The sequence below is a fragment of the Sphaerimonospora sp. CA-214678 genome, from assembly GCF_050942215.1.
Taxonomy (GTDB): domain Bacteria; phylum Actinomycetota; class Actinomycetes; order Streptosporangiales; family Streptosporangiaceae; genus Sphaerimonospora.
On the sequence record NZ_CP192056.1, the window covers coordinates 1,707,228 to 1,722,437 of the forward strand.

The following is a 15,210-nucleotide window of genomic DNA, read 5'->3' on the forward strand; positions in this document are numbered from 1 at the left end:
CCCCAAACCCACCGCCCTCACGCGTTGTTCCCCGCCTCCCCGGAGAACTCCTCCTCAGATCTCCCCGGAGAAGGCGTCTGCGGAACGGGTCCCGGCAGGGGCACGTACGGCGGCGCGCGGGGTGGGGCGGAGGCCACGGCGCAGGTCGGCACGCATCGTGGTCGCGGCGTCGAGCGCGTAGTTCTGCCGCATCCGCCAGGGCGCGCGCGGCCCCTGCCGCGGGAAGTCGCCGGCGGAGCGCCGTATGTAGCCCGAGGACAGGTCGAGCAGCGGGCGCTCTTCGAGTTCACGGTCGGGGTGCGGCACGACCGCGGCGTAATCGTGCCGGTCCATCCACCTGAGCACTCTGCAGACCAGACGCGAGGTCAGGTCGGCGCGCAGCGTCCACGACGCGTTGGTGTATCCGATGCAGAGCGCGAGGTTCGGAATTCCCGTCAGCATCGCGCCACGCCACACGAACTGCTCGGGCAGCGCCACCTCGACCCCGTCGACTGTCGGCGCCACGCCGCCGAAGGCCTGCAGCCGCAGCCCGGTCGCGGTCACGATGACGTCGGCCTCGAGCACGCGTCCCGATTCCAGGCGGATCCCCTCGGGGACGAAGCGATCGACGCGGTCGGTGACCACCTCGACGCGGCCCGACCGCACCGCCCGGAACAGGTCGCCGTCGGGAACGGCGCACACACGCTGGTCCCAGACGTCGTACGGCGGCGTGAAGTGGTCGGCCACCAGGCGCCGGTCGCCGAGGGCCCGCACCGCCCGTCCGGTCAGGAGCCTCCGTGCCGCCCCGGGAAAGCGGCGGCACCACTGGTAGGAGGCGGTGCCGAAGGCGATGTTCTTCGTACGGACGAGCCGATGGGCGAGCCGCTGAGGCAGCCTTCTGCGGCACCAGTCGGCGAATCCGTCCCGTCCGGGCAGCGAGGCGATCCAGGTGGGGGTGCGCTGCAGCATGGTGACGTGGGCGGCCGGCTCCGCCATGGCCGGGACGATCGTCACCGCGGTGGCGCCGGAACCGATGACGATCACCCGCTTTCCGGTGTGATCGAGGTCAGGCGGCCAGAACTGCGGATGCGCGACGGTCCCGGCGAAGTCCTCCACGCCGCGGAACCCGGGCTCGTATCCCCGGTCGTAGTCGTAGTAGCCGGTGCACGAGTAGAGGAAGCCGCAGGTGATCGTGTGCCGCGAGACCCCCTCGGCGTCGCGCCGCTCGACGGTCAGAGTCCACGTGGCGGTGGCGGTGTCGAAGTCGGCGCCGACCATTCTGCTGGAAAAACGGATCTTCCGCTCGATGCCGAACTCCGCCGCCGTCTCGCGGATGTAGGTCAGGATCGTCTCGCCGTCGGCCAGCGCCTTCGTCCCATGCCAGGGCTTGAACCGGTACCCGAGGGTGAACATGTCGGAGTCGGAACGGACCCCCGGGTACCGGAACAGGTCCCACGTGCCGCCGATCGACTCGCGGGCCTCGAGGATCGCGTACGTCTTCCCCGGGCACTCGGTCTGCAGACGGTACGCCGCACCGATCCCGGAGAGGCCCGCGCCCACGATGACCACGTCGAAGTGCCGGGCGTCGTCGTGTCGCGGCCCGGTCTCGTGACCCACGTCGTTCATGTCCCTGATTTTCCGTCGCGAAGTCGTCCCATGCGACGCGAGCGTCTCACGGATGAGACCCGCCGCAGCAGCGGGGTGAGCCGGGCCCGGGGGAGGGGAGGGGGCGTTCTCCGATGTGTTCGTTATCCGGATAGCGTCCCTCGCCTCGCGGATAGCGGGCCGTGACACCGCCTCGTACGCTCCAATACAGACGAGTCTTTCCGTACGCGTGAATCCCTGTACTCGGGAGGGGTCACGGCGGGAAAAACGAGGTGTCTCCCGCCGGTGACCGAGGAGCACAGCATGATGAACTGCCCGACCATTGACGGCTCGGCCGCCGTCAGCACGGCACCGTCGTCCAAGAACATGTACACCTGCGAACTGCCGCACTTCCCCGAGGGCGTCGGCGTCGTGCGCCGTCGTACGCATGGCGTGCTCGCGACCTGGGGGATGCCCGCCGAAGCCGTCAGGGAGGCTGTGCTGGTGATCTCGGACCTGGTCACCGACACCGTCATGAACGGCCTGCCGCCGGCCGAGCTGCGGCTCCGCCTGCGCCGTGACGGCGTACGCACCGTGGTCCGCGTCGAGGTCGCCGAGACCGAGAGGGTTCCGGCGCCCGTGTGGCCGGGCGTCGTACCCCGGCGTGACGTGTTCGGCTGCGGCAGCGCCGTGATCAAGGCACTGGCCGTTCGCCACGGCACCGACAGCCGTTCCGGCGTTATCACCCGCTGGGTGGAACTGCCGGCCTTCTGATCGTCGGCGGGTCGGTCGCGCATGACCAGTGGCGCATGAGCGGTGGCGCGTGGTCAGTCGCGCAGCGTCTCCGAGGGGGTCTCGCCGAAGCGTCGCCGGTAGGTGAGGGAGAACCGGCCGAGGTGGACGAATCCCCAGCGGAAGGCGACGTCGGTGACGGTCGTGGTGCCCGGGGCGCCGGCGGCCAGCTCGGCGCGCACCCGGTCCAGGCGCACGTCCCGCAGGTAGGCCATCGGCGTGGTCTCCAGGTGGCGGCGGAATCCCTCCTGCAGTGCCCGCACGCCCACGCCCACGGCCTCGGCGATGTCCTCCACCGTGAGCGGCTCGGCCGCGTGCCCCTCGATCAGCTCCATTGCACGTTTCACGGCGCGCGGCGCGACCCGCGGCTGTTCCCCGAGCAGGGTGGTGGTGTAGTTGCTCGGCTGGGCCAGCAGCAGCTGGGTCATCAGCAGCCCCTCCAGCTGGCTGACGGCCAGCGGCTGGCTCAGCATGGCGCCGTCCGACTCCACCTCCTGTCGCAGCAGGCCGACGACCGACATCCAGGACCGGCAGGCGGGCCGGCGCAGATCCATGCCCAGGGAGAAGTCGAGCGGCTTGCGCACCTCACGGCCGATCATCCGGCTGAGGTGGGATTCGAGGGCGGCGCGGTCGAATCGCGTGATGAGCTGCGGAGTCCCGGCCGCCCACCGCAGGGTCAGCCGCTCGGTCGGCGACAGCACGGAGGCGACATCGGTGGTGGAGACGATCCGCTCCTGGCCGTGTGACACCTCCGCGGTCCCGGACAGCGGGATCATGACGAGGAAGCAGCTCTCCCACGGGTTCGGGGTGATCAACACCTCTGCTCCGTAATCGAGGGCGCACAGGCCGATCCGGTCGAGGTCCATCGCGTTCATGCGGGCGTCGAGCCGGGCCCCGCGCTCGGCCAAGTGCAGACCGAAGGCGGGAAGGGTGCCCGTGACCAGCGTGCGGGCGTCGTCGACTTCGTGCGTATGGAACCGCTCATAGCGGGCGAGCGGGAGTGTTCGAGCGGCCACGTCCACCTCCTTCGAGGGTCGCGCGGCCCGGATGGCATCGCATCCCGGGGGCGGCCGTTGATTCACTCCGGACGTGGTTCGAATTCGCATGATAGACGGAGCCGTTAAGCCGACGCCGACCGTGTGGAATCCCCTGTTGTCCATGATGCCGCTGTGCCCCAAAGGCGTTCATTCGATTCCCAGCGCCACGCCGTGAGAATTCCAAGTTTCGGCCAAGCCGACCGCCTTTTCGCCGGCCGAGGGGAGCGGCGCGATCGCCGGGCCGAGCCGTACGGAATGAACGTTTCACGGCGCATTGACGGCCGTGGCACCCCGCCATCAAGATCTTGATGCCGCCTGGTCAGGAGGGGGCGCCGAACCAATGCCGCTATCCATGGCGAGGTGTGCCGTGCCTAGAAACCTGTTGAGAGTCGCGTCGGCCGTTGTGCTGGCGGCGGCCACCCTGAACGCTCCAACGGCGTACGCGGACGACGGCGACGGCGAGGTCGCTCCCGTCGCGGTGACCGTCAACGCGCGCGCCGCGCTCTCCACCGTTCCCGAGACCGGCATCGGCACCAACCACGCGATCTGGGACAGCCGGCTGGGCAGCGACGACACCGCCGACCGGCTCAAGGACGCGGGAGTGAAGCTGCTGCGCTATCCCGGCGGCTCCTACTCCGACATCTACCACTGGGCCGACCACACCGCCCCCGGCGGCTACGTCGCGCCGGACACCGACTTCGACACGTTCATGGCGGGTGCGAGCCGAACCGGAGCGCAGGCCATGGTGACGGCCAACTACGGGACCGGTACGGCCGAGGAGGCCGCGGACTGGGTCCGCTATGCGAACGTCACCAAGGGGTACGGGATCAAGTACTGGGAGATCGGCAACGAGAACTACGGCAACGGCCATTACGGCTCCGCCTGGGAGGCCGACGACCACGCCGACAAGAGCCCGGCCGAGTACGCACGCCACGTCGTCGCCTACTCCGACGCGATGAAGGCGGTCGACCCGACCATCAAGATCGGCGCGGTGCTGACCACCCCCGCCAACTGGCCCGACGGGCTGGTCGGCGAGGGAGACGAGGGAACCTGGAACAAGGTCGTCCTGTCGACCGCCGGGCCGAAGATCGACTTCGTGATCCTGCACTGGTACCCGGGCGCGCTGGACAGGACCGCCCACATCCCCGACATGATCCAGCTCACCCGCCGGCAGATCGCCGAGTACGCCGGGGCCGGGTCGGACCGGATCGGCATCGCGATGACCGAGTTCAACACCGGCAGCAACAGCGCCGGCACGAACACCCAGCCGGGTGCGCTGGCCGCCGCCGACTCCTACGCGACCCTGCTGGCCAACGGGGTGTTCACGGTCGACTGGTGGAACGTCCACAACGGCATCGGCCCCGTCAAGGAGGTCGAGGGCCACACCGACTACGGCGACTTCGGCCTGCTGTCCAGCGGCTCGTGCACCTCTGACGGCAGCGTCTGCGAGCCGGCGTTCAACACGCCCTTCGCGCCCTACTACGCGCTGCAGATGGTGAGCAGGTTCGCCCGCCCCGGCGACCAGTTCATCCGGGCCGCCACCGACCAGGCCGAGGTCGCCGCGCACGCCGTACGCCGTCCCGACGGCTCTCTCGCCGTCATGCTGATCAATACGTCGTCCGGCACGTCCTACCCCGTCGACATCGACTACTCCGGTTTCAGCCCGGCCGCCGGAGCGCCCACCGTGCTGAGCCACACCAACGGCGCCACCGCCATCACCAGCTCGGACACGGGGAGCGCGAGCAGCCAGACGCTGCCGCCGCTGTCGCTGACCACGATCGTCCTGCGTCCCGCCGCCGCCCAGACGGGGCTGCCGGGCGCGCCGGGTCAGCCGACCGCCTCGAACGTGACGGACCAGGCCGCCACGATCTCCTGGCCGGCCGCCACCGCCGGCGCCCGTCCGATCGTCAAGTACGAGGTCCACCGCCAGAACGGTGCGACCAGCGAGCAGCTCGGTGAGACCGCCGGCGAGTCTCTGACCGTCGGCAACCTCAGGCCGGGCACGCGCTACACGGTCAACGTGATCGCGCGGGACGCCGGCGGCGCCGTCTCGTGGGCCTCCCCGCCGCTGACGTTCACGACCGGCACACCCGCCTCCAGCGCCTGCACGGTCCGGTTCACCGACCAGAACGACTGGGGCAACGGCTACGTCGGCGGCATCGACATCACCAACGACGGCGCGCCGATCGACGGCTGGACCCTCCACTTCAGCTGGCCCCGGCCGTGGCAGAGCCTGGGCAGCGGCTGGAGCGCCGTCTGGACGGAGAACGGCTCGGACGTCAAGGCCGTCAACGACTCCGGTAACGGCAAGCTGGACACCGGGGCGTCGACGTCGATCGGCTTCGTCGGCAACTACAGCGGCCCGAACGTGCTTCCCACCGTCTTCACCCTCAACGGCACCGTCTGCACGACGCTCTAGCCGTCGTCCGGCGTCCACATCCCGGCCCGGGGCAGTTCCCTTCGCGGAGCGGCTCCGGGCCGGTTTCGTGCTGCGCCGAGGTGCCCCACCGGTGGGTCCGCCGTGCCGCGGGGGCGTGGATGTTCCGTCCGTACTGTCCTGGCTGGAACGGTACAAAAACACCCAAACATGACAAAATGCGTGACATCTGTTCAAATAGGAAGGGATTGCGAGGTACCCTCCAGGTGCCGCGATCGTGAAAGTTCCCTACTTCTGATCGCTAGGAACGCCCAACGGTGACCTTGACCTACGAAGCCGCGCCCTCGGCTGTACCGCCCCTGTCCCCCAAATTCCGTGTGTTCACCACGAGACACCTGGACGAGCTGCTGGCTCGTGCCGGCCTGACCCCCGACCAGCGGTTCGCCGCCCGGGCGGTCGCCACGGTGCTGCCCTTCCGTACGAACAACTACGTCGTCGACGAGTTGATCGACTGGCGGGCCGCCCCCGACGACCCGATCTACCGGCTGGTCTTCCCGCAGGAGGACATGCTCCCCGGTGAGGACGTCGCACACCTCGCGGACCTGCTGCGCCGCGAGGCGTCCGCGAGGGAGGTGACCGCCGCGGCCACGGCGGTGCGCAGGAAGCTCAACCCGCATCCGGCCGGGCAGCTGCAGCTCAACGTGCCCAGCTTCGCGGGCGAGGAACTGCTCGGCGTCCAGCACAAGTACGACGAGACAGCGCTGTTCTTCCCCAAGCAGGGGCAGACCTGCCACGCGTACTGCACCTACTGCTTCCGGTGGGCGCAGTTCGTCGGCGAGCCCGACCTGAAGATGGCCGCGGAAGAGGTCGGCCAGCTGAAGGAGTATCTGCTGGCGCACCCGCAGATCACCGGCGTCCTGTTCACCGGCGGCGACCCGATGATCATGAGAGCGCCGGTGCTGAGCAGGTACATCGAGCCGCTGCTGGACCTGGAGCAGCTCGAGGCCATCCGGATCGGCACCAAGTCGCTGGCCTACTGGCCGTACAAGTTCGTCACCGACCCCGACGCCGACGAGATGCTCCGCCTGTTCGAGAAGGTGGTGCGGTCGGGCAAGAACCTCGCCTTCATGGCGCACTTCACCCACCCCCGGGAGCTGGAGTCCCCGGTTGTGGCCGAGGCGGTGCGCCGGATCCACGACACCGGCGCGATCATCCGTACCCAGGCCCCGCTGATCCGCTCGATCAACGACGATCCGGGGCTCTGGGAGAGCATGTGGCGGCAGCAGACCCGCATGGGGATGGTCCCCTACTACATGTTCGTCGAGCGTGACACCGGCCCGCAGGACTACTTCGCGGTGCCGCTCGCCCGCGCCCACGAGATCTTCCGGGTCGCCTACCGGAACGTCTCCGGCCTGGCCCGGACCGTACGCGGCCCCTCCATGTCGGCCACCCCGGGCAAGGTCTGCGTCGACGGAGTCGTGGAGCTGTTCGGCGAGAAGGCCTTCGCGCTGCACTTCATCCAGTGCCGGGACTCCGACCTGGTCAACCGGCCCTTCTACGCCAAGTACGACCCCGAGGCGATCTGGCTGGACGACCTCCGGCCCGCCTTCGCCGACCGATTCCCCTTCGAGCATCTGCGGTCCGTGGAGGATCCGGCCTGACGAGCGGTCGGCCCGATCTCACGCGGCCGGGCCCGGTCGACGGAACGACCGGCTGGGCCCGGCTCGCCGTTACGGCGGCCGGCTTCAGGCTCCTCTGCCACCTCCCGCCGCGCCGAACACTCCCTCGAGGAAGAGGGGTGCCACCTGGCCGTGCAAGGCCATTCTCTGCTCCTTGATCCCAGGTCGATGTCCAGCGTGCATCCTCTGAAACGCCGGCGAAAATGGTGAGCAGGCCGTCGCGAACGTGCTCGGGCGGCATGACCGGTAGGCAGCGGGATCAGCCGCCAGTACTCCGACTTGAGCTCAAGTCGTCTCTTGGGTCCGCGGACTGCCATCGACACACCCATCATGATCGGGGGTGTTGCGACGAACACTGGAACCCGCGCGTCGCCGGGGGGCCAGTTTTCACGTGTCGTCGACACGGATCGCAAGGCTGCCCTTGGGAAAGCTGCCCGGGCCACCGCCAAAGTGGCCGCCGGGATCCGGTCTGAACTGGCCGAGCGCAGCGACATCCCCGACTCCATGCGCGAGCAAGAACGACAATAGCGGCCCCATGATCACAGATGTGATCATGGGGCCGCTGCTTTTTGATCTACTTCGCCAACGGTGTCTCAGATAGAGGACGGGGCCGCTTACGGCGTGAGCGCGGCGACCGCTCTACCGGGTGCCGGCCAGCTCGGTCCAGCCGTGCAGCCCGATGCCCACCCCGGACCAGTACAGCTCGAGCCCGGCCGCGGTGTACGGCACGGTGTTGTCCGGCAGGTCGGCGATCGGCGCCCACGTCAGGCCGCCGCACTTGCCCGGCTCGGCGTTGTACGGCTCACCCTCCCATCGGGTGGCTGTGAAGAACACGCCCAGCCTGGGCTGGCTCTCGGGAGACAGGTGGTGGACGACCGTGGCCGGCCGCAGGTCCACCGGGTCGATGGTGACGCCGATCTCCTCGCGGGCTTCGCGGATCGCGCACTCGACGATGGTTTCGCCTGCTTCGAGATGCCCGGATGGCAGGCAGTACAGGCCGTCGGCGTACCCGGTGCCCTGACGGAGGCACAGCAGGATCTGGCCGGCGTGCTCAAGGATCACGTGGACATCGACGGTGACCTGATACCGCTGCCGCATGTGGCCTCCTGTTACTCCTGTTGCTGGCGTGACCATAGCCCAGCTATACGGTGGGTAATGGGCTCAACGGCGACTTGCGGTGAAACGTCACCGGTGTCCACCCGGTACAGCGGGAACCCGTCCTCGGCGAATACGTCGGCCAGGTCGTCGTACAGGCGGACCTCGGTGGCGCTGGACCCGTCGTGCTCGAACCGGGAGTGCACACCCCGCTGTCGTAGCCGGTCTTCCAGGATGGCCGGGTCGGCGGTGACGAGCACGGCCAGGCCTGGCCGAAGCGCGAGCGCGTTGAGCTGGCGGACGTAGTCCAGCGGGACGCCGTCGCGAGTTTGCAGGACGTACGACGATGGGACGTAGCGGTCGCACACGACGAGTCGCCCGGCGGCGAGGGCGGGCTGAATCTCCGCCGCGAGATGGTGGTAGCGATCGGCGGCGACCAGGCAGGCCAGCGCCGTGCCGGTGAAGGCCTCCGTCTGGTGGCGGGCGATCTGTCCGAGCGGCCCGTCGGAGGGTTCCCGGGTGGCCAGCACGGGGTAGCCGGCGTCGGAGAGATGGTTGGTCAGCATGCGGGCGAGGGTGGATTTCCCGGCGCCGCCGGGGCCGTCGAGAACGACGAACAAGCCGGACATCAGTGGCTCCCTCGGGTGCGGGCGTGCTGTTCGCGGGCGAGCGTGACCAGGTGTGCGTGGATTTCTGTCTCTGTCGGCTCGCCGAACTGCAGGCCAGAGGAGAAGTTGAACTCGTCCCGGCCGCGGAGTGCCTCGTCGTCAGCGCTGAGGTTGAGGGGGGTGTAGTTGAGGAGTTGCTCGGGGGTGTAGGGGCCGGTGGCCAGCAGCCGGGACCACTCGGGGGTGCCCGGGTAGGGCCGGAACTGGAAAACGGATGCCCGGAACGTTCCAACACGGTCGTCCGTGAGGTTCCACAGGCGGTGGATCAGGTCCACGGTTGCCTGCATCTCCGCCCTGGTCTCGGTGGGGAAGCCGAGGATGAAGTACCCCTTGGCCTTGATGCCGCGCCGGGTGAGCCGGTCGACGACGCTGAGCACCATCTCGGGTGTGATCCGCTTGTCGATGTAGGAGAGCATGCGCTCGGACCCGGACTCGATGCCGAGCGCGACCTCCCGCAACCCGCACGCTGCGAGCAGGTCCAGCGTGGTGTCCGAAGCACGGTGTAGCACGTTGATCCGGCCGGTCGCGTCCCAGGCCGCCCAGTCCCCGACATGTTCGGCGGCGAACGCGGTCATCATCTGGTCGATGACCCGGCGGGCACCAAGAAACAGGTCATCGACGAACCGGAACGCCCTCACCCCGTTCCGGTCTCGGAGCCGGTGCATCTCCTCGAGGATGTTCCGCGCGTTACGGACCCGGATCGTCACGTCGGGGTTGGCGGAGACGGCCGCGCCACAGAATGAGCAGTCGTACGGGCAGCCTCGGGCGCCGACCATGTTCGCCTCGATCCGGCCGTCATCCGCCAGGTAGGGGTCCTGGGAGAGGTAGGCGCGGTCGACGAACGGCAACGTGTTGATGTCCGGTGCCAGGTGGTGCCCGGTGCCGGGGCGGCCTCCGGTCACCGGTGTGCTGAGGATGGGGTCGCGCCACATCACCGCTGGGAGGTCGGAGCGGTTGCGGTGGTCGGCGAGGAGCTCGACGACGCGGGTCTCGGCCTCGCCGAGAATGAGCGCGTCGCAGCGGGCCATACGGGGGTCGGTGAGGATCCGGCCCGGCATGGCCTTGGCGTGGTGGCCGCCTGCCATGACGCGGATGCCAGGGTCGAGAGCGGCGGCGATCGTGGCGCTGATCTCGTAGGTGGGGGCGAGCAGGTTGAACCCGGCCCAGCGGGGGCCGACCTGGTTGATCAGGGCGATGGTGTCTGCGACCGGGAGGCCGTGGGCTTCGGCGTCCAGGACGGCGACGTTGTAGCCGCAGGCGGCGGCATAGGTCGCGATGTAGGCCATCCCGAGGACGGGCAGCGTGTAGTCGTTGACGCGGGGGCGGGTGGTGTAATCACGCAAGGGGGCGTTGACGAGGAGCAGGTCGAGTGGGTCAGCGGGGCTGGGTCCCTGAACTAATGGGGGGTTTTCGAGCATGGTGGTCTCCCCACGCGAGGGTGAGAACGGTCAGGGTGGACAGGTGCACGCTGGCCAGATGGCGCCAGGCGGTGGCGAAGCCGGGCTCGTCGGCGGGCCATGCGGTGGCCGGGTCGGCGGCCCTGGCCCAGGTGCGTACGGCCAGGTCGGCGTACGGGTAGAGCGAGTAGTCGCCGGTGTGGTCGGCGACGGCGGCGCCCGCGGTCCATGGGCCGATGTGTGGAACCTGCTGCAGGGCCTTGACCAGCACGTCAGCGGGTAGCTGAGCCCATTCGTCGTGGTGGTCGAGGTAGGCGGCGGCTGCCGCCTGTAGCGGTCGGCGTTTGAACGCCATGCCCAGGTCAGCGAACTGCTCAGGGGTCATGGCGAGGACCTTCTCGGGGGCTGGGATCAGCGTGGTGGCCGCGGCGTGCGGGCCGGCCGCAGTCCGGAATGCGTGGTGCATCTTCTTGGCTTGTCCGGCGCGGATGACCTGCCGGATGATCGCTGTCGCGATGGCGTCCCACAGGTCCGTGTTTCGCCATCGCCGTACCAGGCCGAGAGCGCCGAGCGCGCGGCCGAGTCCGCGGGGGAGTGCCGCGAGGTCGAGGGTGGCCGGGTCGTAGGTGTCCACGGGTGGGGCGTAGCCCGATCCAGTGATGAGAGTCCGGTCGCCCGATCCGATGATCAGCCACGTTCCGGCCTCGGTGCGCATGGCCCGGATGAATGTTCCGTCGATGCTGTCCCAGCCGGGGTGGTCGAGTATGTACATCTGGTCTCCAAGTTCGCCGTCGTCGCTGTGCTGTGCGCCCGGTGGGTGGGCCACGCCCGCGACACGGTAGTGGGACGTGTGAGGTTGGTATAGGGGAATGTGACGTCTGGCCGTTCACGTTGCGATGCTCCTCACGTCCGTGGCGGCCGTCCGCCTGCCGGAGCTCATGGCAGGCGGACGGCGTGGATGGGCGGCCCCGTTCAGCCCCTCAGCTGCAGGGGCCGCCCGTGCCCCGCCGGCGGAGGACGAGCCGACCGGTGGGGCGAGCTCAGGTGCTGCGGGTGCGGTGTGTGAGCTCGTCTTGTACGGCCAGCGCGGCGGCCAAGCCCTTACCCGTTAGCCGGGCCACTCTGGCGACCATCCCGGCGACGATCTGCGCCAGGGTCGGCGGCCGATACCGGGTGGCCCACCAGCGGATTTGGCTGACCTGCAGGGTGATCCGCCACGCCGGGTAGGTCTGCTCGAGCGCGGCGAGCTGCCGCTGCTCGCGGGTGACGACCACCCCGGTCAGGGGCGGGTCTGCGGCGCGGCGGCGGTCGCCTGGGAAGCTGGACGCGCCGCCGCACCTGCTCATGGGAGCCGCCGTTCCGAGGTGGGCGTGCGGAGGGCCGCCGCCGTCTCTGCCTCCTTCATCAGCGTCTCCAGTTCCTCTGCCGTGCGGGCGTCGACCATCAGCCTGTCAGGGGCGGGCGAGGATGCCATGGCGTAGAACTTCCGCGACCAGACCAGGGGCCGTAGATGACGATGCAGCGCGGCCACCGCTCGGCCAGCTGCTCGGCCTTGGCGCGGGCGTGCCGGTCGTGCAGACGGCGCCGCCTGACGCGCGGCTTGGCCCCGATCCGGCGCAGCCCGCCAGGCCGGAGCGCCCTCATGAGGCTGCGACCTGGAGGGCGAGGTCCTCCTGAGCAGCGACTGCGGTGGCGAGTTCGTCGGGGGTGTCGCCGTCGACGGTGCGGGCGGCGCCGGCCTTCTCTACGGCCTCGAGGAACGGCTGCTCGCGAGACGCCCACAGGCGTCCGGCGTCGCTGCGCATGATTCGCCATCCGGGGATCGCCGCCATGGTGGCGGTGCCTCTATCGTTGTCCATGGGTCAGGACTTCCTCGTGATCAAGGGCCCGTCACTGGTGCGCGAAACCGCGGCGGGCCCGTTTTTATGGTGTGACGTGCAGTGCGCGTGCGTGTCTAGGCGTGCCTATGCATGTCTAGGCACGCCCGGGATCGCCCAGGCCTGACAGGACCCAATACGGTCACCCTCGTGATCGAATTCGAGCCGGGCCGACCGAAATGGGAGCAGATCGCCGAGATCTACGAACAGCGGATCCGTAGTGGCGAGTGGCCTCCCGGGCATAAGGTCCCGAGTATCGTTGCGATCATGGGTGAGTACGGGGTGGGGAACAACACGGCCCGGCACGTCCTGCAGAATTTGCGGGATCTCGGGCTGGTGAAGTTGGTTCCCAGCCTGGGGACGTTCGTGCTGCCACCCCGGTAGCGCGTGCCGTGCTCGTCGTAGAGACGGGTGGCCGTCACGTCGCCATCGGGGTCCGGGTGGAGGTCGACGTGAGGCAACCCCCGAATGGGCTGGCGTCATATTGCACACCGTAGGCAACGCTCCGTGATCACGGGGGCAGGTTTTCTGCCCCTTGGTTTCGGTCAGGCCAGCAGCCCAATTTTGTCGGCGAGCGCGTGAGCCTGCCGTCGCATACTCGGTAGCTCGGTCATCTCCAGGACGAGACGGCGGGCGTACCCGTTGTATTTGATCGTCTCGGGAGCCGTCTGCTGGGCCAGCTCGAGCGTGCCGAGCACTGCGGCGTGATCCCGCTGCAGATGGTGCGCCCGCGCCACCTCGATCAGGTGGCGGCCGCGGCGCGGACGGGACGGGATCGGCGCGGCCATCGCGCCCTCGGCCTGCCGGGCGGACTCGCCGCCCTGGTGCAGCTCGACCGCGATGGTCACCGCGTGCGGGCGCATGATGACCTGGGAGAAGCTCGTCCACGGCTGGTAGTAGTCGGCGGGTAGCCGCTCGGCGACGTGCGCGGCCTCCTCCCAGTGCAGCCACGCCTCGCCGGCCTCGCCGAGCCGGGCAGCGGTGAACGCAAGCTCGAAGCTGAGCGCGCCCCACATGGCCCGCAGGTCCACTCCCGCGGAGTCCATGTGCGGCTGGAGCGCCGCCATTCCCTGCTCGTTAACCTCCTGCGCGGCCTCCGGATCGCCTGCGTCCCGGTGCGCCTGGCCGAGGAACCACACCGCGCACGAGAGCGCGAGCGGGTCCTCGGACGCCTGCGCGGACAGTAACGCCCGGTCCGCGACCCGCCACAGCAGGTCCTGGGCGGGCTGGTAGGCCAGAAACATCTGAGCCAGGCCGTAGACCTCGGCGAGCATCGTCTGGGCGCGGCGCCGGTCTTCCCCTTGGTGCATGGTCGCGGCGAGCTGGGCATCGCGGATCAGGTCGGGCAGGACCTTCCCGAGCACGGTCCGATGGTCAGGGGAGGCATGCCGGGCACGCCAGGCGGCATCCAGACGGGTGCGGAGCGTGCCGAGCGGTTGTACGGTCCCGGTGGGCTGCAGCGGGGAGGCGTTGATAGCGTGCCGTACGGCGTCGAGAGCAGGATGCCCCGGCCCAGTGAACATCCGCACTGGCATGCTCTGATCGTGCCGCCCGGTCAGCTCGGACAGGTCCCCCACCCGCAGGGCCTCGGCGAGCTGCAGTAGGATCGGCAGGCGGGGCTGCTGCTGCAGCTTGCCGTGCTCGACCTGCTTGACCCAGGAGACACTCTTGCCGATGAGACCGGCGAGGACTTCGCGGGTCATGCCGCGTCGTTCGCGCAGGTAGCGGATGCGCTGTCCGAGAGTGAGTACCGGTTCTGAGGATTCGTTGGTAGCGTCGTTCAAGGCCCTGCACCTTCCTGACGATCTCGACAGCCTCAGGTTACGGCGCAGGGCCTATCGCATGCGAGGGTTCAGACAGCCGCCTTGCGCTTGCTGACATATGGGACAGCACTGTAGGTCCCTGCAGATAGCCGCGTTCGATGTTCTCGTCTTTCCGGGGGCGGAACTCCGCGAGCGAATAGAGGCTGGTCGCGCCGGCGTCGTCCTTCTCGGTGAACCAGACCTCGTCGCGGTCGAGGAGGCCGTCGTCGAGCATGGTGCCCAGCAGGGTCGTGTCGTGCGAAGCGAAGATCAGCTGTGCACCCCGCTTGTTGTTCTCATCGCGGCTCGTCGCGCCGGGGCGTGGCGACCAGAGACAAGGTCTGCTCGTCGCGGATCGACCGGTGGTTGGCGATCCGGAATCGCAGCAACATGACGGTCTCCTCTGCGTTCAGAACGACATGACAATACAATCACGTCTCCATCTGCGACGGAACTCTCCGTAACTCGCCCTGAGAGTGTCGTGAACCGGCCGAGACGCCGGCCCGGCCTCGCGATGTGACGACTTGCGTTCGAGCTGCTGGGAACGTATGTTCGAGGTAGCGGCGAGCGAGTTCGCCGGTCGATCCGCCCGCCTTCCCCCGGGTGGCCCGGAGCCACAGGGAGAAGGGTCTTGAGCAGGCTTTACGGCGATCCGATCGAGGTGTGGATCAGGGACGGGCAGCCCGTCCAGTTCGTCTGGCGTGATCGGCTCTACGCCGTCCGTGAGGTGCAGGACCACTGGGTGGTCGCCCGCGAGTGGTGGAAGACCTCCGATAGCGACCCCGGTGAGCGGCGTTTCTGGCGGCTGGTGGCCGCCACCGGCCGGGAGAGCGGGACCTACGAGCTGCGTTTCGACACCGCCGGCGGTGATTGGCTCCTGTTGAGGGCATGGGACTGATGGGAACGTTCCGGTCTCGAGACGA

General features: G+C 69.0%; 17 protein-coding genes. 5 read left to right on the forward strand and 12 right to left on the reverse strand.

Annotation, left to right across the window (positions count from 1 at the left end; genetic code table 11):
• Window positions 1–54: 54 nt before the first annotated feature.
• Window positions 55–1,605 (reverse strand): flavin-containing monooxygenase, encoded by a 1,551-nt coding sequence (locus ACQP1K_RS07945; RefSeq protein ID WP_433500226.1) that lies wholly within the window; start codon window positions 1,603–1,605, stop codon window positions 55–57.
• 264 nt (window positions 1,606–1,869) lie between these two features.
• Between ACQP1K_RS07945 and ACQP1K_RS07950 the strand changes: the two genes are divergently transcribed.
• A complete protein-coding gene (locus tag ACQP1K_RS07950; RefSeq protein ID WP_433500227.1) occupies window positions 1,870–2,337 on the forward strand; it encodes a hypothetical protein in 468 nt (155 codons plus the stop codon).
• A 53-nt stretch (window positions 2,338–2,390) separates the two neighbouring features.
• On the opposite strand, the gene ACQP1K_RS07955 is transcribed toward ACQP1K_RS07950, so the two are convergent.
• The gene (locus ACQP1K_RS07955; RefSeq protein ID WP_433500228.1) at window positions 2,391–3,371 is read right to left on the reverse strand and encodes an AraC family transcriptional regulator; all 981 of its coding nucleotides are present in this window, start codon (window positions 3,369–3,371) and stop codon (window positions 2,391–2,393) included.
• A 388-nt stretch (window positions 3,372–3,759) separates the two neighbouring features.
• On the opposite strand from ACQP1K_RS07955, the gene ACQP1K_RS07960 reads away from it, so the two are divergent.
• Window positions 3,760–5,811 carry a cellulose binding domain-containing protein gene (locus ACQP1K_RS07960; RefSeq protein ID WP_433500229.1) on the forward strand — a complete coding sequence of 684 codons (2,052 nt, stop codon included), beginning with the start codon at window positions 3,760–3,762 and terminating at the stop codon, window positions 5,809–5,811.
• 275 nt (window positions 5,812–6,086) lie between these two features.
• Window positions 6,087–7,430 (forward strand): KamA family radical SAM protein, encoded by a 1,344-nt coding sequence (locus ACQP1K_RS07965; protein WP_433500230.1) that lies wholly within the window; start codon window positions 6,087–6,089, stop codon window positions 7,428–7,430.
• Between the two features lie 405 nt (window positions 7,431–7,835).
• Here the strand turns inward: ACQP1K_RS07965 and ACQP1K_RS07970 are convergent, their stop codons facing one another.
• The 8 genes from ACQP1K_RS07970 to ACQP1K_RS08005 all read right to left on the reverse strand — a co-directional run bounded on the left by ACQP1K_RS07970 (window position 7,836) and on the right by ACQP1K_RS08005 (window position 12,467).
• Window positions 7,836–8,003 carry a hypothetical protein gene (locus ACQP1K_RS07970; RefSeq protein WP_433500231.1) on the reverse strand — a complete coding sequence of 56 codons (168 nt, stop codon included), beginning with the start codon at window positions 8,001–8,003 and terminating at the stop codon, window positions 7,836–7,838.
• Window positions 8,004–8,087: 84 nt separating this feature from the next.
• Window positions 8,088–8,546, reverse strand: a complete 459-nt coding sequence (locus ACQP1K_RS07975; protein ID WP_433500232.1) for an NUDIX hydrolase — start codon at window positions 8,544–8,546, stop codon at window positions 8,088–8,090.
• Window positions 8,547–8,557: 11 nt separating this feature from the next.
• Window positions 8,558–9,172 (reverse strand): dTMP kinase, encoded by a 615-nt coding sequence (gene tmk / locus ACQP1K_RS07980; protein ID WP_433500233.1) that lies wholly within the window; start codon window positions 9,170–9,172, stop codon window positions 8,558–8,560.
• Complete coding sequence (locus tag ACQP1K_RS07985; RefSeq protein WP_433500234.1) at window positions 9,172–10,629, reverse strand: B12-binding domain-containing radical SAM protein; 1,458 nt, start codon at window positions 10,627–10,629, stop codon at window positions 9,172–9,174. Before ACQP1K_RS07985 ends, tmk begins: the two co-directional genes overlap by 1 nt.
• Window positions 10,586–11,434 (reverse strand): hypothetical protein, encoded by an 849-nt coding sequence (locus ACQP1K_RS07990; protein ID WP_433500235.1) that lies wholly within the window; start codon window positions 11,432–11,434, stop codon window positions 10,586–10,588. Before ACQP1K_RS07990 ends, ACQP1K_RS07985 begins: the two co-directional genes overlap by 44 nt.
• 214 nt (window positions 11,435–11,648) lie before the next feature.
• Entirely contained in the window at window positions 11,649–11,954 is a 306-nt protein-coding gene (locus ACQP1K_RS07995) for a hypothetical protein (protein WP_433500236.1), read from the reverse strand.
• Window positions 11,951–12,139 carry a hypothetical protein gene (locus ACQP1K_RS08000; protein ID WP_433500237.1) on the reverse strand — a complete coding sequence of 63 codons (189 nt, stop codon included), beginning with the start codon at window positions 12,137–12,139 and terminating at the stop codon, window positions 11,951–11,953. Before ACQP1K_RS08000 ends, ACQP1K_RS07995 begins: the two co-directional genes overlap by 4 nt.
• Before the next feature lie 109 nt (window positions 12,140–12,248).
• Window positions 12,249–12,467: a hypothetical protein gene (locus tag ACQP1K_RS08005; protein WP_433500238.1), complete on the reverse strand. Its 219-nt coding sequence runs from the start codon at window positions 12,465–12,467 to the stop codon at window positions 12,249–12,251.
• Between the two features lie 168 nt (window positions 12,468–12,635).
• Between ACQP1K_RS08005 and ACQP1K_RS08010 the strand changes: the two genes are divergently transcribed.
• Window positions 12,636–12,869 (forward strand): GntR family transcriptional regulator, encoded by a 234-nt coding sequence (locus tag ACQP1K_RS08010; protein ID WP_433500239.1) that lies wholly within the window; start codon window positions 12,636–12,638, stop codon window positions 12,867–12,869.
• 161 nt (window positions 12,870–13,030) lie between these two features.
• On the opposite strand, the gene ACQP1K_RS08015 is transcribed toward ACQP1K_RS08010, so the two are convergent.
• Together ACQP1K_RS08015 and ACQP1K_RS08020 are read right to left on the reverse strand one after the other, a co-directional pair.
• On the reverse strand, window positions 13,031–14,269 hold the full coding sequence (locus ACQP1K_RS08015; RefSeq protein WP_433500240.1) for a helix-turn-helix domain-containing protein: 1,239 nt from the start codon (window positions 14,267–14,269) through the stop codon (window positions 13,031–13,033).
• A 37-nt stretch (window positions 14,270–14,306) separates the two neighbouring features.
• Entirely contained in the window at window positions 14,307–14,522 is a 216-nt protein-coding gene (locus ACQP1K_RS08020) for an AAA family ATPase (RefSeq protein ID WP_433500241.1), read from the reverse strand.
• 396 nt (window positions 14,523–14,918) lie between these two features.
• On the opposite strand from ACQP1K_RS08020, the gene ACQP1K_RS08025 reads away from it, so the two are divergent.
• The gene (locus ACQP1K_RS08025) at window positions 14,919–15,185 is read left to right on the forward strand and encodes a DUF6504 family protein (RefSeq protein WP_433500242.1); all 267 of its coding nucleotides are present in this window, start codon (window positions 14,919–14,921) and stop codon (window positions 15,183–15,185) included.
• The last annotated feature ends 25 nt before the right edge of the window (window positions 15,186–15,210 follow it).